We start from the raw sequence: 23091 nt of genomic DNA, 5'->3' as shown, positions 1-23091 counted from the left end.
ATCACCGGACCCACCTAAGCTAGGCACTCCCCCACACAAGCAAGGGATGTCATGCCGGCCCTTCTAGACCCCCGCACCGCCAAGCTGCTGCCCTGGGTAGTCGCCATCGCTTTCTTCATGCAGTCCCTGGACGGCACCATCCTCAACACCGCCCTGCCCGCCATGGCCCGCGACCTGGCCGAAGACCCGTTGCGCATGCAGTCGGTGGTCATCGCCTACATGCTCACCGTGGCCCTGCTGATCCCGGCCTCGGGCTGGCTCGCCGATCGCTTCGGCACCAAGCATATCTTCTTCAGCGCCATCGCCCTGTTCAGCCTGGGTTCGCTGGCCTGCGCGGTATCGGGCAGCCTCACGATGCTGATCATCTCCCGCGTGCTGCAAGGCCTGGGCGGCGCGCTGATGTTGCCGGTGGGACGGCTGGTGGTGCTGCGGGCGTATCCGCGTTCCGACCTGGTGCGCATCATGGGCTTCGTCACCATTCCCGGCCTGCTGGGCCCACTGATCGGCCCCACCCTGGGCGGCTGGATGGTGGAATACCTGAGCTGGCACTGGATATTTTTGATCAACCTGCCGGTGGGCCTGCTGGGTTGCTGGGCGGTGTGGAGCATCGTCCCGGACCTGCGCGGCAGCAGCCGCACGCACTTCGATACCCTGGGCTTCCTGATGTTCGGCGCCGCCATGGTGCTGATCACCATCGCCATGGAAGGCCTGGGCGAGCTGCACCTGCCGCACCTGCGGGTGATGCTGTTGCTGTTCGCCGGCATGGCTTGCCTGGCGGCCTACTGGGTGCGTGCCGCCCACGACCCCGAGCCGCTGTTCTCGCCCACCCTGTTCCGCACCCGCACCTTTGCCGTGGGCATTCTGGGCAACCTGTTCGCCCGCCTGGGCAGCGGCGCCCTGCCCTTTCTGGTGCCGTTGCTGTTGCAGGTGGCGCTGGGTTATTCGCCGGCCCAGGCGGGCATGAGCATGTTGCCGTTGGCCGCCTCGGCCATGATCGCCAAGTCAGTGGCGCGACCGCTGATCGAGCGCTTCGGCTACCGCATCGTACTCACGGCCAATACCCTGGCCCTGGGCGTGATGCTGGCCAGCATGGGCCTGGTGACGCCGGACACGCCCTATATCGTGCTGTTGATTCAGCTGGGCGTGATGGGCGCGGTGAACTCCCTGCAGTTCACCGCGATGAACACCGTGACTCTGATCGACCTCGACGACGCCAGCGCCAGCAGCGGCAATAGCCTGCTGTCAGTGGTGGCGCAGCTGTCCCTGAGCCTGGGCGTGGCCTGCGCCGGCGCCCTGCTGGGCGGTTTCAGCACCGAGGCCGGCACCAATGTGCTGCAGGCGTTCCAGCTGACCTTCCTGACGATCGGCATCATGGCCATGCTGGCGGCGGCAATCTTCGTGCAGCTGTCCAACGCCGACGGCAAAAAGGCCAGCGGCAACGCTGTTCGTCCGGAACCGGAGATAGAGGCTTAGGGCCAAAGGCCATGGGGCTGGTACACTGCGCGACATTTTGTTTTGCAGGCCAGTCCCGTGACCACCATTGCCACCGCTTTTAATACTTTGCCTTTGTCCGCCGCCATGCTGGCCAACCTGGAATCCCTCGGGTATGCCCAGATGACGCCGATTCAGGCGCAAAGCTTGCCGGTGATCCTCAAAGGCATGGACCTGATCGCCCAGGCCAAGACCGGCAGCGGCAAGACCGCCGCCTTCGGCATCGGCCTGCTGAACCCGATCAACCCGCGCTATTTCGGCTGCCAGGCACTGATCATGTGCCCCACCCGCGAGCTGGCTGACCAGGTGGCCAAGGAAATCCGCCGCCTGGCCCGCGCCGAAGACAACATCAAGGTGCTGACCCTGTGCGGCGGCGTCTCGCTGGGCCCGCAGATTGCCTCGCTGGAACACGGCGCGCACATCATCGTCGGCACCCCGGGCCGTATTCAGCAGCACCTGCGCAAGGGCTCGCTGGTACTGGACGGCCTCAACACCCTGGTGTTGGACGAAGCCGACCGCATGCTGGACATGGGCTTCTACGACGCCATCGAAGACATCATCGAGCAGACCCCGGCCCGTCGCCAGACCCTGCTGTTCTCGGCCACCTACCCGGTGGGCATCAAGCAGTTGGCCTCCAAGTTCATGCGTGACCCGCAGACCGTCAAGGCCGAGTCGCTGCACGCCGACAGCCAGATCGAGCAGCGTTTCTACGAGATCAGCCCGGACGACCGCCTGAGCGCCGTGACCAAGGCCCTGGGCCATTTCCGCCCGCAGTCCTGCGTAGCGTTCTGCTACACCAAGCAGCAGTGCCAGGAAGTGGTCGACCACCTGACCGCCAAGGGCATCAGCGCCGTGGCCCTGAACGGTGACCTTGAGCAGCGCGACCGCGACCAGGTACTGGCCATGTTCGCCAACCGCAGCACCTCGGTGCTGGTGGCCACCGACGTTGCCGCCCGTGGTCTGGACATCGATTCGCTGGACATGGTGATCAACGTCGAGCTGGCCCGTGATTCGGAAATCCACATTCACCGCGTGGGCCGTACCGGCCGTGCCGGCGAGAACGGCCTGGCGATCAGCTTCGTGGCCCCTGCCGAGGCGCAGCGTGCCCAGGCCATCGAGCAACTGCAGAAGTCGCCACTCAACTGGCAGCCGGTCGACAGCCTGACCGCCCAGGCCGGCGGCCCGCTGCTGCCGCCCATGGCGACCCTGTGCATTGCTGCCGGGCGCAAGGACAAGGTTCGTCCGGGCGACATCCTGGGTGCACTGACTGGTGACGCCGGCATCCCGGGTGCCCAGGTGGGCAAGATCGCGATCTTCGACTTCCAGGCCTACGTGGCCGTGGACCGCGACATCGCCAAGCAGGCGTTGCAGCGCCTGAACAACGGCAAGATCAAGGGCCGCTCGCTGCGCGTGCGTATTCTCTGATCAGCCAAATCCCGTAGCCGCTGCCGCCAGGCTGCGCTGGCGCTGTGCCCCACTGAAACTCTCCAGCGGGCACCCCGGCCCGCGCAGCCTGGCGGCAGCGGCTACGGTGTTGTGACACCCCCCCATTTTCGAGGATGATGTTGTGCGCTCTACCGACGTTGTGATCATTGGCGCAGGGGCCGCAGGCCTGATGTGCGCCTTCAGCGCCGCCGCCCGCGGCCGCCAGGTGCTGCTTATCGATCACGCCAACAAGGCCGGCAAAAAGATCCTGATGTCGGGCGGAGGGCGCTGCAACTTCACCAATATGTACGCCGAACCTGCCAACTTCCTCTCGCAGAACCCGCATTTCTGCAAGTCGGCGCTGGCCCGCTACACCCAGTGGGACTTCATCGCCATGGTGGCCAAGCACGGCGTGCCGTACCACGAGAAGAAGCTGGGCCAGCTGTTCTGCGACAACAAATCCAGCGACATTCTGGAAATGCTGCTCGAAGAGTGCAACCAGGTGAACGTCGACCTGCGCCTGGACACCTCGGTGCAGCACATCGAGAAAACCGAAGCCGGCTACCTGCTGAACACCAGCATGGGCCAGGTGACCTGCCAGTCGCTGGTGGTGGCCACCGGCGGCCTGTCGATCCCCACCCTGGGCGCCACCGGCTTCGGCTACCAGATCGCCCGCCAGTTCGGCCACGACGTGCTGCCTACCCGCGCAGGCCTGGTGCCGTTCACCATCACCGACCAGCTCAAGGAACTGTGCACCGAGCTGTCCGGCACCTCGGTGGACTGCCTGGTCAGCTGCAACGACCAAAGCTTTCGCGAGAACATCCTGTTCACTCACCGTGGCCTTAGCGGCCCGGCGATTCTGCAGATTTCCTCGTTCTGGCACCCCGGCGACGCCGTGGAAATCAACCTGCTGCCCGATCACGACGCCTTGGGCTGGCTGCAACAGCAACAGGCCGAACGCCCCAACAGCGAATTGAAGACACTGCTGGGCGAGATCTTCACCAAGAAGATGGCCAACCTGCTGGCCGACCACTGGTTCGTCTCCAAGCCGATGAAGCAATACACCCCGGCCGAACTGCGCGATGTGGCCGACAAGCTCGGCGCCTGGCAGGTAGTACCGGCCGGCACCGAGGGCTACCGTACCGCCGAGGTCACCCTGGGTGGCGTGGACACCCGCGAAGTGTCGTCCAAGACCATGGAATCGCTGAAAACGCCGGGGCTGTATTTCGTTGGCGAGGTGCTGGATGTCAGCGGCCACCTGGGTGGTTTCAATTTCCAGTGGGCGTGGGCCTCGGGCTACGCGGCAGCGCAGTTCGTCTAAAACGCCGCGGGCAGTATCCCGGAATAGATTTTGCTGGTAAGAAGGGAGCGGCGACAGTGAATCGCCGCGCTCCACCGGCTTTGTTTAGATCAACTGCCCAACAGGTTCGCCCCCCTCTATGGCATCGACCTCGTTTCGCCAAAACATGCGCCGCCTTTGGGCGCTCGACAAGTTCAGCTACAGCGTGCGGGTATTCATTGCCCTCACCGGTTCCATGGCCTTCTGTTGGTACCAGCGGGAAATGCATTCGCTGATCCCGATCTTCCTCGGGATTATCGCCTGCGCCCTGGCCGAGACCGACGACAACTGGCAAGGCCGTATCAAGGCATTGGCGGTGACGCTGGTGTGCTTCAGTTGCTCGGCGCTGTCGGTGGAGCTGCTATTCCCCTACCCCTATCTGTTTGTGTGCGCCCTGGCGCTGGCCGCCTTCGGGCTGACCATGCTCGGCGCCCTGGGCGAACGCTATAACGCAGTGGCCTACGCCACGCTGATCGTGGCGGTGTACACCATGATCGGCGTGGACCAGCGCGGCGGCGAAACCAGCAATTTCTGGGAGGAACCCCTGCTGCTGGTGATCGGCGCGGCCTGGTACGGCCTGTGGTCGGTGCTGTGGCAGGCATTGTTCGCCAACCAGCCGGTGCAGCAGGCCTTGGCCAAGCTGTTCCGCGAACTGGGCTACTACCTCAAGCTCAAGGCCAGCCTGTTCGAGCCCATCCGCGGCCTGGACGTGGAAGCTCGGCGCCTGGAACTGGCTAAGCAGAACGGCCGCGTGGTGGCCGCGCTCAACTCCACCAAGGAAATCATCCTGCACCGCGTGGGCGGTGGGCGGCCAGGGTCGAAGATCAGCCGTTACCTGAAACTGTACTTCCTGGCCCAGGACGTCCACGAACGCGCCAGCTCGTCGCACTACCCCTACAACGCCCTGTCCGAAGCCTTCTTCCACAGCGACGTGCTGTTCCGCTGCCAGCGCCTGCTGCGCCAGCAGGGCGCCGCGTGCCGACGGCTGTCAGAGTCGATCCAGCTGCGCCAGCCGTTCGTCTACGACGACAGCTTCGCCGAAGCCCTGGGCGACCTGCACGCCTCCCTGGAGCACCTGCGCATCCAGAGCAACCCGGCCTGGCGCGGCCTGCTACGCTCGCTGCGGGCGCTGGCGGCCAACCTGGCCACCCTGGACCGCCTGCTCAGCGACGCCAGCAACCCCGACAAGCTGGCCGATGAAAGCGACAGCAGCCTGCTGGACCGCTCGCCCCGCACGTTCAAGGACATGTGGGCGCGCGTAAGGCAGAACCTGACGCCCACCTCGCTGCTGTTCCGTCACGCCCTGCGCCTGCCGTTGGCGGTGTCGGTGTGCTACGCCATCGTGCACCTGGTGCCCACCACCCAAAGCTACTGGATCATGCTGACCACGGTGTTCGTCTGCCAGCCCAGCTACGGCGCCACCCGCCGCAAACTGGGGCAGCGCATCATCGGCACGGCCATTGGCCTGACGGTGGGCTGGGCACTGTTCAACCTGTTCCCGAGCCCCTTGATCCAGTCGATGTTCGCCATCGCCGCCGGCCTGGTGTTCTTCGTCAACCGCACCACGCGCTACACCGTGTCCACGGCGGGCATCACGCTGATGGTGCTGTTCTGTTTCAACCAGGTGGGCGATGGCTACGGGCTGTTCCTGCCGCGCCTGATCGATACGGTTATCGGCAGCCTGATCGCCATCGTCGCGGTGTTCCTGTTCTTGCCTGACTGGCAGGGCCGCCGCCTGAACAAGGTGCTGGCCAACACCCTGACCTGCAACAGCATCTACCTGCGGCAGATTCTGGAGCAGTACGCGCGCGGCAAGCGCGACGACCTCAGCTACCGCCTGGCCCGACGCAACGCGCACAACGCCGACGCGGCGCTGTCCACCACGCTGGCCAACATGCTGATGGAGCCTGGGCACTTCCGCAAAGAGGCCGACGTGGGCTTCCGCTTTCTGGTGCTGTCGCACACCCTGCTCAGCTACCTGTCGGGGCTGGGCGCGCACCGTGCCACCGAGCTGCCCGAGGCCATCCGCTCGGAGTTGATCGAAGGCACCGGCCAGACCCTGGCCGCCAGCATCGACGAGATCGCCACCAGCCTTGCCAACAAGACCCCGGTGGCGCTGCACAGCGACGCCGAGGAAGCCCTGGCCAATGCGCTGGAGCAGATGCCCGAGGAAGTCGACGAAGGCCAGCGCCTGGTACAGACGCAACTGGCGCTGATTTGCCGTCAGCTGGGCCCGCTGCGTACCCTGGCCGCGCACCTGATCAAGGACAAGGCCACCCCGGCGGCCGCTTGATCACATACCGTACTGCTTGAGTAATCGGGCGTAGCTGCCATCGGCCTGCATCTGGCCGATGGCCTTGTTGAAGGCGGCGACGATCTTGGCGTGGTCGGGGTTCTTGAGACTCACCAGAATGTGCAGGTGGTTGAGGCTCAGGGGCTGGGGCAGGAATTCGACGCTGTTGCGCACCCGTGGCACTTCCCGGCTCAGGTAGTAGCGGGCCACGTACTCATCTTCCAGGGTCAGCTTGACCCGATCGGCCACCAGCATGCGCACGGCCATCGAGAAGTTGTGCACCGGGATTTTCTGCAGGTCACCATCGTTGTCAAAGGCCCCTGAGTAGGCGTAACCACGCACCACGGAGATGGGGTACGGGTGCAGCTCGTTGAGGTCGCCGTGAAACTCGATAGGCGAATCCTTGCGCTTTACGAACAAGATGCGGTTTTGCAGGTAGCTGCCGGAAAACTCGCCGATGTGGGTGCGATCTTCGCTGTACCACGTGTTGATCAGTACATCGTAACGCCCCTCGCCAACCCCCAGCAGCGCACGCGCCCAGGGCACCTGTTCGAAGTCGCTGGCATACCCGGCCCTGGTCAACGCGGTGGTAACCAGCTCCGTGGCAAGGCCGCCGTTGACCATGGTGGCATCGGTAAAGGGCGGCCAGGCATCGGCCACCAGGCGCAATCTGTCTGCTGAAGCCGCGTCGGCCACCAACAGCAATCCAAGCAAATACGAGGCTCGAAGCAAATGCAGCATGCTCAAGATCCTGTAGCGGGCTCCTGGCCCAGCGTGTTGGTCCAGCCTGAAGAACGGCGGGGTGAAAGGCATTTTCCCCGACACTAACCTTAGCTCACGCACATCTTTTATGATGGCAACCTGGTTAACAGCACGATTGTTGAGGAGTTCAAATGACCATCGAGTGGGTGTGCAAACACCATGCTGATCTGGGTATCGACCAGCTGTACCGAATTCTTCAACTGCGCACTGAAGTTTTCGTGGTGGAGCAGCAATGTCCGTACCAGGAAGTGGATGGGCAAGACCTGGAAGGCGACACCTGCCACCTGATGGGCTGGGAGGGTGACCGCCTGGCGGCATATCTGCGCCTGCTGGATCCTGCCGCCCATGAGGGCGACGTGGTGATCGGCCGCGTGGTGACCGCACCGTTTGCACGCGGCCAGGGGCTGGGGCATGAAATGATGACCCAGGCACTGTGGCATGCGGACAAGCTGTGGCCCCATGCGCCTATCTACCTGTCGGCGCAGGCGCATTTGCAGGGGTATTACGGCAAGTACGGGTTTGTGGCCGAGGGGGAGGAGTATCTGGAGGATGATATTCCGCATATCGGCATGCGGCGGGCTGGGTGAACTGCGGCGCCCTTATCGCGACCAAGGTCGGCTCCTACGCTGATCGGCGTAGGAGCCGACCTTGGTCGCGATAGCCTCAACGCGGGCCGTCAGGGGTAGCCCAGGGTCTGCTTGATAGTCGCCAGGTTACGCCCGATCCACGCCTTGTCGATCGCCCCCCAGTCACGCACCACATACTGCCCGATGTGGTTGCGCTCGCCTTCGGCTTGTTGAAACTCGCAGACAATGTCCAGATCCGCCAGCGCCAGCAGGGTGTCCTGCGCCGTGCGCCGGGGCATGCCGGTGGCTTCGGTGATGGCCGGCACGGTGCAGGCCGCGCCGCTGTCGATCAGCCAGGCCACGTACAGGCGGCGGTAGAAACTGGTCTTGGTCTTGCTGACATCCATCGAGCTTTCCTTGTCGGTCATTGCGCCAGGTCGCGCCAGGTCAGGTAGATTCGCAGGTCGAATTCCAGCTGATGGTAACCCGGCTGCATGTATTCGCAGAGCTTGTAGAAGGCCTTGTTGTGGTCCGATTCCTTCAGGTGCGCCAGCTCGTGCACCACGATCATTTTCAGGAACTGCGGCGCGGCGTCCTTGAACAATGAGGCAATGCGAATTTCCTTCTTGGCCTTGAGCTTGCCGCCCTGCACCCGCGACACCGCCGTGTGCAACCCCAGCGCGCGGTGGGTCAGGTCCAGGCGGTTGTCGTAAAGCACCTTGTCCAGGTTGGGCGCATTGCGCAGGTGTTCCTGCTTGAGTTCCAGGGCGTAGGTGTACAGGGCCTTGTCGCTCTGCACATCGTGACGCTGGGGGTAGCGCTGCTGCAGATAGTCACCCAGACGCCCTTCGGCCAGCAGCGTGCGCACCTGGTCTTGCAGGTGCGCGGGGTAGGCTTGCAGGTATTTGAGCGGGGTCATGGCAGCGGCACACAAGGAGTTCAGCTGCCAGTGTACCCAATTGTGCCCTTACACCGTGCTCCAATCGAAGTGCCCGGGGAAGGCTGTGGCATCTTCGGAGGTCAGGGGCTTGGCAACGATGAAGCCCTGTGCCAGCTCGCAACCGTGGGCTTGCAGCCACTGGTACTGCTCGCGAGTTTCCACGCCTTCGGCGATCACCGTGATGTCGAAGTCCCGACACAGGTCGATGACGCTGCGCGCCAGGGTGGCATCACGCGTGGACTCAGGCAGCCGCGCCACCAGGTGACGGTCCAGCTTGAGGGTGTCGATGGGCAGGTCACGCAGCAGTTTCAGCGAGCAGTTGCCGGTGCCGTAATCGTCCAGGGCCACGCGCACGCCCAGGTTGTGCAGCTCGTGGAGCTGGCGCATGGCTTCTTCCTGGTTGTGCATCAGCGAGGTTTCCACCACCTCCACTTCCAGTTGCTGCGCCTGCAGGCCGTTCATGGCAATGGCACGCTGCAACTCGGGCACCAGGTTGGGCATGGCGAATTGGGCGTTACTGAGGCTGATGCTGAGAATCAGCTGGTCGTCGAAGCTGTCGCGCCAGGCGTGCCGCTGGGCGGCCCCCTGATGGTAGATCCAGCTGGTGAGGCGGCTGATCAACCGAGCCTCTTCCAGCAGCGGGATGAACAGCCCCGGCGGCACGTCGCCGACGCTGGGGTGACGCCAGCGCAACAGCGCCTCGAAACCGCGCAGACGGCCATCGGCGATGGACACCTGGGGCTGGTACACCAGGGTGAAGTCCTTCTTCTCGATGGCGCTGCTGACGCTGTCTTCCAGCATCAGGCGCGACCGCGCGCGGCCGTTCATGTCCTGATCGTAGTAACGGTATTGCTGGCGGCCGGCCTGCTTGGCCGCGTACATGGCGATGTCGGCCGCGCGCAGCAGGCTGTCCAGGTTGGAGCCGCACTCGGGGTAGGTGGCGATGCCGATGCTGACCCCCAGGGTCACGTCCAGCCCGTCGATCTGCTGGCACATGGACACACGGTCGATCAGTTTTTCCGCAACCTTGGCCGCCTGCTCGGGGTATTCGAGGGTATCGAGCAGGGCAGTGAACTCATCGCCCCCCATGCGCGCGACGATGTCATAAGAGCGCAGGCAGTCCTTGAGCTGCTCGGCCACCCAGCGCAGCACCTTGTCGCCGGCGTCGTGGCCGTGGTTGTCATTGATGCGCTTGAAGCCGTCCAGGTCCAGGTACAGCAAGGCCTGGGACTTGTCGGAGCGTTCGTTGCGCACCAGTGCGCTTTCCACCGTCTGGTAGAAGCCGCGGCGGTTGAGCAGACCGGTCAGCGGGTCGGTGACGGCCTGGTATTCGAGTTGCTGGTGCAGGTTGCGCACCACCGACATGTCGAGGATGGTCACCACCATGGCGTGCTGCTCGCCCGGCAGCGGTGCGCAGGACAGCGCCGCAGGCAGCTGCTGGCCGGACACGGTGCACAGCACCGCGTCATGCACGCGGAAGGTTTCGCGGTTGGTGTAGGCGCGGTAGAACTCGGAATCCTGCCACTGGGACACGGCCGGCTTGGCCACGAACTTGAGCAGCTCGGCCCCCGTCAGTTCCGCCACCGAGGCGTTGAGCAGCCGGGAAATGGCCGGGTTGGCAAAGCTGATGCGGCCTTTCTCGTCGATCACCAGGATGCCTTCGGCGGCGTTCTCCAGCACCGAGGCGTTGAAGGCGCGGGCGGCTTCCAGGTCACGGCTCAGGCGCTGCAGGTCGCGGCGGTTGCGCTGCTGTTCCAGCAGGGCTTGCACCTTGGGCCGCAGAATCTGCGGGTCAAACGGCTTGAACAGGTAATCCACGGCGCCGTTGGCGTAGCCCTTGAGCACCGACGCCTGGTTCTGTTCGTTGGCGGTGAGGAAGATAATCGGGGTCAACCGGGTACGCTGGCTGCCGCGCATCAGGCGAGCCACCTCGAACCCGTCCATGCCTGGCATCTGCACATCGAGTAGCACCAGGTCGACCTCATGCTCGAGCAACATGCTCAAGGCCTCGACCCCGGACGCAGCGGTCACGACTCTCCAATCCTGGCGTTCGAGCAGGGCCCGCATGCTGATCAGGTTTTCCGGATAGTCATCGACGACCAACAAGGTTGAGCCGCCATCATTCGACTGGGGTTGCGCGCATTCCATGCATGCTTCTCATCAAGACATTTTGGCACCGGCTTGCTGACAAAAACCGGATACAGATTGCTCCTTACTCTAGACCGGGATCCAAGAGAGCGGGAGCCGTTAAAGTGCCAGCACCCTACCATTCCCAGCTTAGCCGACTAACGGTAATTTTCTACAGCCCCCGAAATCAGCGGGCTGCAGGAAAAACGACGAAAGGATGGCGCCAATCGTCCGGCGTGCCACCATTAACAAAAAAATCTGCTGTCCTTATAAAGAGCGCCCTCTCAACCCCGAGCTAAGCGGCCGGGTTGGTTTCTCGGCAGTCGACCGCCGCGATAAAATGGAAGGCTTTAATCATGATAGATCTATCGACCTGGATGCTCAGCGTCCCCGTAGGCACGCCCGCCGAAACCATCAGCACGCCCACGTTGGTGTCAGGCTTCAAGAACCAGTACTTTCACTCCGACACCGGCACCCTGTTCTTCTGGGCACCGGTAACCGGCACCACCACCGAAAGCGCTATCTACCCGCGCTGTGAGCTGCGCGAAGCCAATGCCGACGGCTCGGTGCGAAACTGGCAGTACCCCAACGCCGACAACACCCTGCGCGCCACGCTGGTGGTGGATCAGGTGCCGTCGTCAGGCAAGGTAGTCATCGGCCAGATCCATGTGTACGGCAGCAACCAGCCGCTGCTGAAGGTGGAATACCAGTACAAGACCAAGACCCAGACCGGCAACATCGTCGCCAAGGTGCGCTACCACATCGACGATGACGAGCCCACGGTGATCCAGGTGGCCACCGGGGTGCCGTTGGGCAAGCAGTTCAGTTACCTGATTCACCTGAGCCCAGGGGGTGCGCTGAGCGTCGACTCGGCGGGCTACACCTGGGTTGACCAGATCAGCGCCACCTGGAAGGCCTCGCAGCTGTACTTCAAGGCGGGGGTGTATACCCAGGACAATACGGGCGACGTCAACGAGGGCGGGACGGTGACGTTCTACAAGCTGGCGATAGCCCATACGTCCAGCTAGCGAATCTCGTAGGAGCCGACCTTGGTCGCGATTCAGGCACCCTGGTGGGTCAGACAGACCGCTATCGCGCGCAAGCGCGGCTCCTACAGGATTATGTTCGCCTCAATAAAAAACCCCGCTGGTGGGCGGGGTTCTTTTTGAAGCGTGAGGCTTAGTTGACCTTGGCGGCCAGCTCGCCCTTGGCGTAACGCTGGAACATCGCTTCCAGGGAGATCGGCTTGATCTTCGAAGCGTTGCCGGCAGTACCGAAGGCTTCGTAGCGGGCGATGCACACGTCGCGCATGGCCTTAACGGTTTCACCGAAGAATTTGCGCGGGTCGAATTCGCTCGGGTTGGTGGCCATCAGGCGACGCATGGCGCCAGTGGACGCCAGACGCAGGTCGGTGTCGATGTTGACCTTGCGCACGCCGTGCTTGATGCCTTCGACGATTTCTTCAACCGGTACGCCGTAGGTTTCCTTGATGTCGCCGCCGTACTGGTTGATGATCGCCAGCCACTCTTGCGGTACCGAGGAAGAACCGTGCATCACCAGGTGGGTGTTGGGGATGCGTTTGTGGATTTCCTTGATGCGGTCGATGGCCAGCACGTCGCCGGTAGGCGGCTTGGTGAACTTGTAGGCGCCGTGGCTGGTGCCGATGGCAATGGCCAGGGCGTCGACCTGGGTGCGCTTGACGAAGTCAGCCGCTTCCTCAGGGTCGGTCAGCATCTGGCTGTGGTCCAGCACGCCTTCGGCGCCGATGCCGTCTTCTTCACCGGCCATGCCGGTTTCCAGCGAACCCAGGCAGCCCAGCTCGCCTTCAACCGACACACCACAGGCGTGAGCCATGGCCACGGTCTGCTGGGTGACGCGCACGTTGTAGTCGTAGTCGGTAGGGGTCTTGCCGTCTTCGCCCAGCGAGCCGTCCATCATCACCGAGCTGAAGCCCAGCTGGATCGAGCGCTGGCACACGTCAGGGCTGGTGCCGTGGTCCTGGTGCATGCACACCGGGATGTGCGGAAATTCTTCGATGGCGGCCAGGATCAGGTGGCGCAGGAACGGCGCACCGGCGTATTTGCGGGCGCCAGCGGACGCCTGGACGATTACCGGGGAGTCAGTCTTGTCAGCGGCTTCCATGATGGCGCGCATCTGCTCAAGGTTGTTGACGTTGAAAGCTGGAACGCCGTAGCCGAATTCAGCGGCGTGGTCCAGCATCTGGCGCATGCTAATGAGTGCCATCTTGTGTTTATCTCCCGGTCGAGGGTCGTTAATCGTGCAAGCCTGCCTAAGCGGCGGCTGCTATTCAAGTAGTGTAGATCGGGCAGTGGCCCGACCCGCTGCATCACTGGGCCTTGCAGGCCCGGCCAATCAAATCGTTGGTCGCGACCCAGTAAACCAGGCCTTCATTACCTTTACTGTGGAACGCCAGGACACCATCGCTGTACAGCTCGCCCGACGCACCCGGCTCGGCTTTCAGGTGATACACCTGATCGCTGCCACCCAGCTTCACGTCCACGCTGGTCTTGTCGGCATCCAGGTAGCGCCAGTCGACGCTCGCCTGGCTGTCGCAGGTCCAGTGGGTCCATTCGGCGGGCGCCGGGGCCTGGTTGAAAGCTGCACATCCACCCAGCACTGCAAACGCCATCAGGGCCAAAAAGCCTTTCATCGTACTTCCTCGATTGCAGCATGACGGCGGCCCACGGGCCGCCGCTCAATTCCATGGGACTGGAAAGCCCCTCAGTTGTTCCGACCTGCGGTCGAATCAGGGGCAACCTTGCCCCTGGGCCTGGCGTTCAGGGTCGTACTTTTCCAGGCCATCCGGGCCCAGGCGCTTGTTGATGACCGGCGCCGTCTCGGCCTGCCAGTCGGCCTGGTAGCAGCCACCCTTGCCGGGTACCCGCTCAGGCGCGGCCGGGGCCGGCTTGCTGGCGCAACCGCTCAAAACACCCGCCAGCAGCAACAGCGGCAATGCCTTGGTCATCTGGACACTCCGTTTCCATTCGCGCATGAGGTGTCAGGCCTTGGCCCGTTGCTCCAGCATCTCGACCGCCGGCAGCACCTTGCCTTCGACGAACTCGAGGAAAGCACCGCCGCCGGTGGAAATGTAGGAGATGTCCTTGGACACACCGTACTTGTCGATGGCCGCCAGGGTGTCACCGCCACCGGCGATGGAGAACGCCGGGCTGTCGGCGATGGCCTTGGCCAGCACCTTGGTGCCGTTGCCGAACTGGTCGAACTCGAACACGCCCACCGGGCCGTTCCACAGGATGGTCTTCGACGATTTCAGCAGCTGGGCGAACTGCTCGGCGGTCTGCGGGCCGATGTCCAGGATCATGTCGTCATCGGCCACGTCAGCGATCAGCTTGACGGTGGCTTCGGCGGTTTCGGCGAATTGCTTGGCCACTACCACGTCCACCGGCAGCGGTACGCTGACCTTGGCGGCGATCTCACGGGCGGTGTCCAGCAGGTCAGGCTCGTACAGCGACTTGCCCACGTTGTGGCCGGCGGCAGCCAGGAAAGTGTTGGCGATGCCGCCACCCACGATCAGCTGGTCGCAGATCTGGCTCAGGCTGTTGAGCACGTCCAGCTTGGTGGATACCTTGGAACCGGCGACGATGGCGGCCATCGGCTTGGCCGGGGCGCCCAGGGCCTTGCCCAGCGCGTCCAGTTCGGCAGCCAGCAGCGGGCCAGCAGCGGCGATTTTGGCGAACTTGGCCACGCCGTGGGTCGAACCCTCGGCGCGGTGGGCCGTGCCGAAGGCGTCCATGACGAACACATCGCACAGGGCGGCGTATTGCTGCGCCAGCTCGTCGGCGTTCTTTTTCTCGCCCTTGTTGAAGCGCACGTTCTCGAACAGCACCAGGTCGCCGGCCTTGACGTCGACGCCGCCCAGGTAGTCAGCCACCAGCGGCACTTCACGGCCCAGGGCCTTGCTCAGGTAGTCGGCCACAGGCTTCAGGCTGTTCTCGGCCGAAAACTCGCCTTCGGTGGGACGCCCCAGGTGCGAGCAGACCATCACGGCCGCGCCTTTTTCCAGCGCCAACTTGATGGTTGGCAGCGAGGCCAGGATACGCGCGTCGCTGGTGACCACACCGTCCTTCACGGGCACGTTGAGATCTTCGCGGATCAGCACGCGCTTACCCTGCAGATCGAGGTCGGTCATCTTCAACACTGTCATGTGTTCAGTCCTTCAAGCCTGTTTTAATTGTTGGTTGACGACGTACAGAAAGTGCTCCGCAACGTCGAGCATCCGATTGGCAAAGCCCCATTCGTTGTCGAACCAGGCCAGGATGTTGACCAGGCGCGGGCCTGATACACGGGTCTGGCTGGCATCGACGATGGCCGAATGCGGGTCATGGTTGAAATCACAGCTGGCGTGGGGCAGTTCGGTGTAAGCCACCAACCCTTTGAGCGGCCCGCTCAACGCGGCGTCGTGGAGGATGCGATTGACCTCCGCGGCGTCGGTGTCACGGCTCACTTGCAGGGTGATGTCCAGGCAAGACACGTTCACTGTCGGCACGCGCACTGCTTTGGCCTGGATTCGGCCACCGAGTTCCGGCAGCAGCCGCTCGATTCCGCGCGCCAGCCCCGTGGACACCGGGATGATCGACTGGAAGGCAGAGCGGGTGCGGCGCAGGTCTTCGGCATGATAGGCATCGATCACCGGCTGATCATTCATGGCCGAATGGATCGTGGTGATCGAGATGTACTCCAGGCCCAGGGCCTCATCCAGCAACCGCAGCAACGGCACGCTGCAGTTGGTGGTGCATGAAGCGTTGGACACCAGGCGTTCGGTACCGGTCAATACCTCCTGGTTGATGCCGAACACCACAGTGGCGTCGACATCGGTCTCGCTGGCCATAGGCTGGGAGAACAGCACCCGTGGGGCGCCGGCGTCGAGGAAACGCTGGCCGTCGGCACGGGTATGCCAAGCCCCGGAGCACTCTAATACCAGGTCGACGTCAAGCGCCGCCCAGTCGATGCCCTCGGGGGTAGCGCTGCGCAGTACTTTCACGCAGTCGCCATTGATCATCAGACAGTCGCCTTCGCTGCGCACCTGGCCGGGGAAACGGCCGTGGGTGGAGTCGAAGCGTGTCAGGTATTCCAGGCTGGCCATGTCGGCCAGGTCGTTGATGGCAACCACCTCGAAGCCCGCTTCGGCACCGCGCTCGTACAACGCACGCATGACGCAACGACCGATACGGCCGTAGCCATTGAGTGCAACTTTATAGGGGCGTGGCTGGGGCATGAGGTGCTCACTGAAACCTTGTGGCCAATAATGCTCCTGTGGGAGCGGGCTCTGCCCGCGAATCATACACCGCCGCAGGTCATGACGGACCGCGGCGCCTGATTCGCGGGCAGAGCCCGCTCCCACAGGCAAACCCGCTGATTGCAATGCCTGCCCCGCAGGGCAGGCCTTGGATCAGTCTTCCAGCAGTTCTTCGGCAGTACCGACGATGTTCTCGACGGTGAAGCCGAACTCTTCGAACAGGGCAGCCGCAGGGGCCGACTCGCCGAAGGTGGTCATGCCGATGACGCGGCCTTCCAGGCCCACGTACTTGTACCAGTAGTCGGCGTGCGCGGCCTCGATGGCGATACGCGCGCTGACTTCCAGCGGCAGCACGGCCTGCTTGTAGCCGGCGTCCTGGGCTTCGAACACGCTGGTGCACGGCATCGACACCACGCGAACCTTGCGGCCCTGTTCGGTCAGCTTGGCCTGGGCCTTCACGGCCAGGTCAACTTCGGAACCGGTGGCGATCAGGATCAGTTCCGGCTCGCCGGCGCAGTCCTTCAGGATGTAGCCACCGCGAGCGATGTCGGCCAGTTGCGCGGCATCGCGCGGCTGGTTCTGCAGGTTCTGACGCGAGAAGATCAGCGCCGATGGACCGTCGTTACGCTGGATGGCGTACTTCCAGGCCACCGCCGATTCAACGGCGTCGGCTGGGCGCCAGGTGTCCAGGTTCGGCGTGCAGCGCAGGCTGGCCAGCTGCTCGATCGGCTGGTGAGTCGGGCCGTCTTCGCCCAGGCCGATGGAGTCGTGGGTGAACACGTACAGTACGCGTTTCTTCATCAACGAGGACATGCGCACGGCGTTGCGGGCGTATTCCATGAAGATCAGGAAGGTAGCGCCGTATGGCACGAAACCGCCGTGCAGGGCGATACCGTTCATGATGGCACCCATGCCGAACTCGCGCACGCCGTAGTGCAGGTAGTTGCCACCTGGCGCTTCGGCGCTGACGCTCTTGCTGCCTTTCCAGAAGGTCAGGTTGGAACCGGCCAGGTCAGCCGAGCCGCCCAGCAGTTCAGGCAGCAGTGGGCCGTAGGCGTTCAGGGCGTTCTGGCTGGCCTTGCGGCTGGCGATGGTTTCGCCCTTGGCCACGACGTCGGCAATCCAGGCATCGGCCTTTTCCGCGAAGTCGGCTGGCAGCTCACCGGCCATGCGGCGGATGAACTCGTTGGCCAGTTCAGGGTGCGCGGCCGAGTAGGCGGCGAAGCGCTGATCCCAGTCGGCTTCCAGGGCGCGACCGGCTTCCTTGGCGTCCCATTCGGCGTAGATGTCGGCCGGGATTTCGAAAGGACCGTGGTTCCACTTCAGGGCAGCGCGGGTCAGGGCGATTTCCTCGGCACCCAGTGGCGCGCCGTGGGATTCTTCCTTGCCTTGCTTGTTCGGCGAGCCGAAGCCGATGGTGGTCTTGCAGCAGATCAGGGTCGGACGGTCGCTTTTGCGCGCGGTCTCGATGGCGGTCTTGATCTCGTCGGCGTCATGGCCGTCGACGTTGCGGATCACCTGCCAGTTGTAGGCTTCGAAACGCTTTGGCGTGTCGTCAGTGAACCAGCCTTCGACTTCGCCGTCGATGGAAATGCCGTTGTCGTCGTAGAAGGCAATCAGCTTGCCCAGGTCCAGGGTACCGGCCAGGGAAGCGACTTCATGGGAGATGCCTTCCATCATGCAGCCATCACCCAGGAAAACGTAGGTGTTGTGGTCGACGACGTTGTGGCCTGGACGGTTGAACTGCGCCGCCAGGGTCTTTTCGGCGATGGCGAAGCCCACGGCGTTGGCCAGGCCCTGGCCCAGTGGGCCGGTGGTGGTTTCGACGCCCGGGGTGTAGCCATATTCCGGGTGGCCTGGGGTGCGGCTGTGCAGTTGGCGGAAGTTCTTCAGGTCGTCGATCGACAGGTCGTAACCGGTCAGGTGCAGCAGCGAGTAGACCAGCATCGAACCGTGACCGTTGGACATCACGAAACGGTCGCGGTTGGCGAACGACGGATTGGTCGGGTTGTGCTTCAAGAAGTCACGCCAAAGTACTTCGGCGATATCCGCCATGCCCATAGGGGCACCGGGATGGCCGCTGTTGGCTTTTTGCACGGCATCCATGCTGAGGGCACGAATGGCGTTGGCACGCTCACGACGGCTGGGCATCGCTTATCTCCTGGGCTTTGAAAAAAGTACGGTTCGGAAAAGACCGGCATTTTCCCCCACGCCACGCCTGCGGGCAATGACAGATAGTCATTTGCGCAGCGTTTTTGCTGCCCGTGGGCAGTAAATGTCGATCAGCCTGCAACGTATACAGGCAGTGGACCACTGTTGAGGGGGATGGATTCCATCCATCGACCAATATCAAAACTTTTTGATATTGCTATTGCGGGGGGCGATTTCGCTGACTAGACTGCCGAACCTATGAATCTACCCGCGCCCGCAATCCGCCACGAATTCAGCGACGAGCTGGCCGCCCTGTGCAAGGCCGGCGGCGACCCGCTGCGGCTCAATGTATTGCGCGCGCTGGCCAACGACTCGTTCGGCGTGCTGGAACTGGCGCAGATCTTCGCCATCGGCCAGTCCGGCATGAGCCATCACCTCAAGGTGCTGGCCCAGGCCAACCTGGTGGCCACCCGCCGCGAAGGCAACGCCATTTTCTACCGCCGCGCCCTGGCCGACAGCGCCGTACTGGGCGGACGCCTGCATGCCGCCCTGCTGGATGAGGTCGACAGCCTCGACCTGCCCGCCGATGCCGAGGCGCGCATGGCCCTGGTGCAGGGCCAGCGGGCGGCGGCCAGCGAACATTTTTTCTCGCGCATGGAAGAGAAATTCCGCGCGCAGCAGGACCTGATCGCCGGCCTGGCGCAATACCGCGACAGCGTCCTGGCGCTGCTGGACAAGCTCAGTTTCGACGAGCAGGCCAGCGCCCTGGAGATCGGCCCGGGGGACGGCGCGTTCCTGCCTGACCTGGCCCGACGTTTTGCCCAGGTCACCGCGCTGGACAACAGCGCCGAAATGCTCGAGCTGGCTCGCCAGCTCTGCCAGCGCGAACAACTGGACAATGTCCGGTTGCAACTGGCCGATGCCTTGGGCGACATCGATGTGCAGGCCCACTGCGTGGTGCTGAACATGGTGCTGCACCACTTCGCCGAGCCAGCGACTGCGCTCAAGCAGCTTGCCGCACGGGTTGCCCCCGGCGGCAGCCTGCTGGTGACCGAGTTGTGCAGCCACAACCAGAGCTGGGCCAGAGAGGCATGCGGTGATCTCTGGCTGGGTTTCGAACAGGAAGATCTGGCCTTTTGGGCTACTGCTGCGGGACTGGTTCCCGGGGAAAGTCTCTATGTAGGCTTACGTAATGGTTTCCAGATTCAGGTCCGCCATTTTCAGCGACCGGCTGGCGACACTCACCATCGGTAAATTTAGGAAACCGTCGAGATGAGCGAATACTCCCTTTTCACCTCCGAGTCCGTATCTGAAGGGCACCCGGATAAAATCGCCGACCAGATTTCTGATGCGGTGCTTGACGCCATCATCACCCAAGACAAGTTCGCCCGCGTTGCGTGCGAAACCCTGGTGAAAACCGGTGTGGCCATCATCGCCGGCGAAGTCACCACTTCGGCTTGGGTCGACCTGGAAGACATCGTCCGCAAGGTGATCATCGACATCGGCTACAACAGCTCCGACGTCGGCTTCGACGGCGCCACCTGCGCAGTGATGAACATCATCGGCAAGCAGTCCGTGGACATCGCCCAGGGCGTTGACCGCAGCAAGCCTGAAGACCAGGGCGCCGGCGACCAGGGCCTGATGTTCGGCTACGCCAGCAACGAAACCGACGTGCTGATGCCAGCCCCGATCTGCTTCTCGCACCGTCTGGTAGAGCGTCAGGCCGAAGCCCGCAAGTCGGGCCTGCTGCCTTGGCTGCGCCCGGACGCCAAGTCCCAGGTGACCTGCCGCTACGAAGGCGGCAAGGTGGTAGGCATCGACGCCATCGTGCTGTCGACCCAGCACAACCCGGACGTTTCCTACGCCAACCTGCGTGAAGGCGTGATGGAAGAGATCGTCAAGAAGGTGATCCCGGCCGAGCTGCTGCACAAGGGCACCGAGTTCCACATCAACCCTACCGGCAACTTCATCATCGGTGGCCCGGTGGGCGACTGCGGCCTGACCGGCCGCAAGATCATCGTTGACAGCTACGGCGGCATGGCCCGTCACGGCGGTGGCGCGTTCTCCGGCAAGGACCCATCCAAGGTTGACCGTTCGGCTGCCTACGCCGGTCGCTACGTGGCCAAGAACATCGTTGCCGCCGGCCTGGCCGACCGTTGCGAGATCCAGGTTTCCTACGCCATCGGCGTGGCCCAGCCTACTTCGATCTCGATCAACACCTTCGGCACCGGCAAGATCAGCGATGACAAGATCATCAACCTGGTCCGCGAGCACTTCGATCTGCGTCCGTACGCAATTACCACCATGCTCGACCTGCTGCACCCGATGTACCAGGCCACCGCGGCCTACGGCCACTTCGGCCGTACCCCTCAGCAAGTGACTGTGGGTGACGACACTTTCACCACTTTCACCTGGGAACGCACCGACCGCGCTGACGCGCTGCGCGCTGCTGCCGGCCTGTAACAAGTCCGATACCCAATAAAAAGCCCCGGCCAGGAAACTGGCCGGGGCTTTTTTGCTCTTATGCCTGCCCTTGTCACGGGCTGTGTTCATTTCATCTGTTTGAGGTTCCGATGCGTATTTCGCTGTTAGCTCCTGCCGCCGCCCTGCTGGGCCTGTTCGCCATCACCGCCCAGGCCGCCCCCATGGTCAACAGCCAGGACAACCACGACGCCCACGTGCAAGTGCACAAAGCCCCGCAACACAAGGTAGTGGTTAAAAAACGCGCCGTGCCACAGCACAAGGCTCCAGTACGCAAGGCCCAGCCGCACCGCGCCCAGGCCAGCCACGACGTACCGGCCAACCGCTGAGTCGGTAGCACCCGGTAACCACACCGCCGGGCGCCGTTGTCAAAGCTTTCCTAGGCTTGAGGTTCCACCTGTCGCGCAAGGACGCCGACGATGAAACCCTTGCTGTTGCTACTCGCCCTGCTGGTGCCTGCCGCTCACGCCAACGACTGCCCGCGCTGGGATGCGCCCCGGGCAGAGCGGCAGATCAGCGCCCTGCAGGCGCAGATCACCCAATGGGATGATCAGTATCACCGCCAGGGCGTATCGCCCATCGCCGACGAGCTTTACGACCAGTCGCGCCTGCGCCTGGCGCAGTGGCGTGGCTGTTTTCCTGGCGTGAAGGTTGCCGCGCCTGCCGCCCTGGCCACTGCGGCCGGGCCCGTGGCGCATCCCATCGTGCACACGGGCGTCAGCAAGCATGCGCAACAGGCCAGCGTCGCCGACTGGCTCAACGGTCGCCAGGACGTATGGGTTCAGCCCAAGGTCGACGGCGTGGCGGTGACCCTGGTGTACCGCCAAGGTCGGCTGCAGCAGTTGATCAGCCGTGGTGACGGCGTCCAAGGCCTGGACTGGACCGACGCCGCCGCCTCCATAACCGCCATCCCTGCCCAGTTGCCACGCCCTGTCGACCTGGTATTGCAGGGCGAGCTGTATTGGCGCTACAAGGGTCACGTCCAGGCCACCGCCGGTAGCGACAACGCCCGCAGCAAAGTGGCCGGCCTCATGGCCCGCAAGGCGCTGGGGCATGCCGAAGGTGCCGCTCTGGGGTTGTTCGTATGGGATTGGCCGGACGGCCCGCCTGCCCTGCCCGAACGCCTGGCTGGCTTGGAGTCACTGGGTTTTGCCGAACCTGCAGCGTACAGCCAGCCGATCCAGTCCGTAGAAGACGCCAGCCATTGGCGCGAGCACTGGTACAACAGCCCCCTGCCCTTCGCCAGCGACGGACTGATCCTGCGCGAAAGCCGCCGCCCACCCGCCGACCGCTGGCAGGCCAAGGCGCCTTACTGGATAGCTGCGTGGAAATACCCCTATGCCCAGGCGCTGGCCGAAGTGCGCGATGTCACCTTCGGGGTCGGGCGCAGCGGGCGCATTACCCCGGTGCTGGAACTGCTGCCGGTACGCCTGGACGACCGCACCGTGCGCAGGGTCAGCGTCGGCTCGCTCAAACGCTGGCAAGGGCTGGACATACGGCCGGGCGATCAGGTGGCCATCGACCTGGCCGGGCTGACCATCCCCCGGCTGGCCGAGGTGGTGTGGCGCAATCCCGAGCGTGTCGACATGGTTGTGCCCCAGCCTGAGCACTACCACGGCCTCAGTTGCTGGCGCCTGGCGCCGGGCTGTGAAAGTCAGTTTCGCGCGCGGCTGGCGTGGCTCAGTGGCAAGCAAGGGCTGAACCTGCCGCATGTGGGGCCGGGCACATGGGATCGGCTGATCGATGAAGGGCATGTGGTGGGGTTGCTTGACTGGCTGGCACTGACTGACCAGCAATTGCAGAGCATGCCGGGCATGGCGCAGCGCAGTCGTGAGCGGTTGCTGAGTAGTTTTGCCCTGGCTCGCCAACGGGATGCCGGCGTATGGCTGAAGGCCCTGGGCATGCCCAGCGGGCCGGTGCTGCAGCCTGGCGATACGTGGCAATTGCTTGCGGCCAGGGATGCGCAGCAGTGGCAGCAGCAGGCGGGGATTGGCGCGGTCAGGGCGGCACAGTTGCAGGGTTTCTTTCGGCACCCGGAGGTCATGCTTCTCGCCGAGCAACTGGCCGGGGCTGGCATCCTCGATCATGCGCCGCAACCGTAGCCGCTGCCGCGGGCTGCGCTGGCCCTATGCCCCACTGGAGATTCTCTGCGAATGGCAGGGCCAGCGCAGCCTGCGGCAGCGGCTACAGGGATAACCGTGACATTTATTTACACGATATAAGGAAACTTCCTACAGACAA

20 protein-coding genes are annotated in these 23091 nt (G+C 63.6%); 10 read left to right on the top strand and 10 right to left on the bottom strand.

Features of this window, described 5'->3' with window-relative positions; genetic code table 11:
• Positions 1-51: 51 nt before the first annotated feature.
• From mdtD to yccS, 4 genes are all read left to right on the top strand, one after another.
• Positions 52-1473: a multidrug transporter subunit MdtD gene (gene mdtD, locus ACZ9GA_RS30760; protein WP_457358396.1), complete on the top strand. Its 1422-nt coding sequence runs from the start codon at positions 52-54 to the stop codon at positions 1471-1473.
• A gap of 105 nt (positions 1474-1578) precedes the next feature.
• Positions 1579-2916 carry an ATP-dependent RNA helicase DbpA gene (gene dbpA / locus ACZ9GA_RS30755; RefSeq protein WP_457363615.1) on the top strand — a complete coding sequence of 446 codons (1338 nt, stop codon included), beginning with the start codon at positions 1579-1581 and terminating at the stop codon, positions 2914-2916.
• A 142-nt stretch (positions 2917-3058) separates the two neighbouring features.
• Positions 3059-4237 carry a BaiN/RdsA family NAD(P)/FAD-dependent oxidoreductase gene (locus tag ACZ9GA_RS30750; RefSeq protein ID WP_457358398.1) on the top strand — a complete coding sequence of 393 codons (1179 nt, stop codon included), beginning with the start codon at positions 3059-3061 and terminating at the stop codon, positions 4235-4237.
• A 118-nt stretch (positions 4238-4355) separates the two neighbouring features.
• Entirely contained in the window at positions 4356-6548 is a 2193-nt protein-coding gene (gene yccS, locus ACZ9GA_RS30745; protein ID WP_457358400.1) for a YccS family putative transporter, read from the top strand.
• On the opposite strand, the gene ACZ9GA_RS30740 is transcribed toward yccS, so the two are convergent.
• Positions 6549-7289 carry a substrate-binding periplasmic protein gene (locus tag ACZ9GA_RS30740; RefSeq protein ID WP_457358402.1) on the bottom strand — a complete coding sequence of 247 codons (741 nt, stop codon included), beginning with the start codon at positions 7287-7289 and terminating at the stop codon, positions 6549-6551.
• A 152-nt stretch (positions 7290-7441) separates the two neighbouring features.
• Between ACZ9GA_RS30740 and ACZ9GA_RS30735 the strand changes: the two genes are divergently transcribed.
• Positions 7442-7897, top strand: a complete 456-nt coding sequence (locus tag ACZ9GA_RS30735; RefSeq protein ID WP_457358403.1) for a GNAT family N-acetyltransferase — start codon at positions 7442-7444, stop codon at positions 7895-7897.
• 89 nt (positions 7898-7986) lie between these two features.
• Here ACZ9GA_RS30735 and ACZ9GA_RS30730 read toward each other — a convergent pair whose 3' ends face one another.
• The 3 genes from ACZ9GA_RS30730 to ACZ9GA_RS30720 are packed head-to-tail and all read right to left on the bottom strand — an operon-like array spanning position 7987 to position 10964.
• Entirely contained in the window at positions 7987-8283 is a 297-nt protein-coding gene (locus tag ACZ9GA_RS30730) for a winged helix-turn-helix domain-containing protein (RefSeq protein ID WP_457363616.1), read from the bottom strand.
• 17 nt (positions 8284-8300) lie between these two features.
• Complete coding sequence (locus tag ACZ9GA_RS30725; protein ID WP_457358405.1) at positions 8301-8795, bottom strand: YgjP-like metallopeptidase domain-containing protein; 495 nt, start codon at positions 8793-8795, stop codon at positions 8301-8303.
• A 48-nt stretch (positions 8796-8843) separates the two neighbouring features.
• On the bottom strand, positions 8844-10964 hold the full coding sequence (locus ACZ9GA_RS30720) for a putative bifunctional diguanylate cyclase/phosphodiesterase (RefSeq protein ID WP_457358407.1): 2121 nt from the start codon (positions 10962-10964) through the stop codon (positions 8844-8846).
• Between the two features lie 335 nt (positions 10965-11299).
• On the opposite strand from ACZ9GA_RS30720, the gene ACZ9GA_RS30715 reads away from it, so the two are divergent.
• Positions 11300-11971 carry a polysaccharide lyase family 7 protein gene (locus tag ACZ9GA_RS30715; RefSeq protein ID WP_457358409.1) on the top strand — a complete coding sequence of 224 codons (672 nt, stop codon included), beginning with the start codon at positions 11300-11302 and terminating at the stop codon, positions 11969-11971.
• A 151-nt stretch (positions 11972-12122) separates the two neighbouring features.
• Here the strand turns inward: ACZ9GA_RS30715 and fba are convergent, their stop codons facing one another.
• The 6 genes from fba to tkt all read right to left on the bottom strand — a co-directional run bounded on the left by fba (position 12123) and on the right by tkt (position 18369).
• Positions 12123-13187 carry a class II fructose-bisphosphate aldolase gene (gene fba / locus ACZ9GA_RS30710; protein ID WP_027980223.1) on the bottom strand — a complete coding sequence of 355 codons (1065 nt, stop codon included), beginning with the start codon at positions 13185-13187 and terminating at the stop codon, positions 12123-12125.
• 103 nt (positions 13188-13290) lie between these two features.
• The gene (locus ACZ9GA_RS30705; protein WP_457358411.1) at positions 13291-13614 is read right to left on the bottom strand and encodes an MliC family protein; all 324 of its coding nucleotides are present in this window, start codon (positions 13612-13614) and stop codon (positions 13291-13293) included.
• Positions 13615-13710: 96 nt separating this feature from the next.
• Entirely contained in the window at positions 13711-13929 is a 219-nt protein-coding gene (locus ACZ9GA_RS30700) for a hypothetical protein (RefSeq protein ID WP_457358412.1), read from the bottom strand.
• A 33-nt stretch (positions 13930-13962) separates the two neighbouring features.
• Complete coding sequence (locus ACZ9GA_RS30695; RefSeq protein WP_457358414.1) at positions 13963-15126, bottom strand: phosphoglycerate kinase; 1164 nt, start codon at positions 15124-15126, stop codon at positions 13963-13965.
• 12 nt (positions 15127-15138) lie between these two features.
• The gene (gene epd / locus ACZ9GA_RS30690; RefSeq protein ID WP_027980219.1) at positions 15139-16197 is read right to left on the bottom strand and encodes an erythrose-4-phosphate dehydrogenase; all 1059 of its coding nucleotides are present in this window, start codon (positions 16195-16197) and stop codon (positions 15139-15141) included.
• A 174-nt stretch (positions 16198-16371) separates the two neighbouring features.
• Positions 16372-18369: a transketolase gene (gene tkt, locus ACZ9GA_RS30685; protein WP_457358416.1), complete on the bottom strand. Its 1998-nt coding sequence runs from the start codon at positions 18367-18369 to the stop codon at positions 16372-16374.
• A 258-nt stretch (positions 18370-18627) separates the two neighbouring features.
• On the opposite strand from tkt, the gene ACZ9GA_RS30680 reads away from it, so the two are divergent.
• The 4 genes from ACZ9GA_RS30680 to ligB all read left to right on the top strand — a co-directional run bounded on the left by ACZ9GA_RS30680 (position 18628) and on the right by ligB (position 22952).
• Positions 18628-19623: an ArsR/SmtB family transcription factor gene (locus ACZ9GA_RS30680; protein WP_457358418.1), complete on the top strand. Its 996-nt coding sequence runs from the start codon at positions 18628-18630 to the stop codon at positions 19621-19623.
• Between the two features lie 18 nt (positions 19624-19641).
• Complete coding sequence (metK, locus tag ACZ9GA_RS30675) at positions 19642-20832, top strand: methionine adenosyltransferase (protein ID WP_455922098.1); 1191 nt, start codon at positions 19642-19644, stop codon at positions 20830-20832.
• Positions 20833-20942: 110 nt separating this feature from the next.
• Complete coding sequence (locus tag ACZ9GA_RS30670) at positions 20943-21179, top strand: hypothetical protein (protein WP_457358422.1); 237 nt, start codon at positions 20943-20945, stop codon at positions 21177-21179.
• Between the two features lie 90 nt (positions 21180-21269).
• Positions 21270-22952, top strand: a complete 1683-nt coding sequence (ligB, locus tag ACZ9GA_RS30665) for an NAD-dependent DNA ligase LigB (protein ID WP_457358423.1) — start codon at positions 21270-21272, stop codon at positions 22950-22952.
• Positions 22953-23091: the final 139 nt, after the last annotated feature.

The sequence above is a fragment of the Pseudomonas sp. TE3644 genome, from assembly GCF_056278815.1.
The sequence above is the reverse complement of the archived record's forward strand: the minus strand, read 5'-3'. Positions and strand labels throughout refer to the sequence as shown.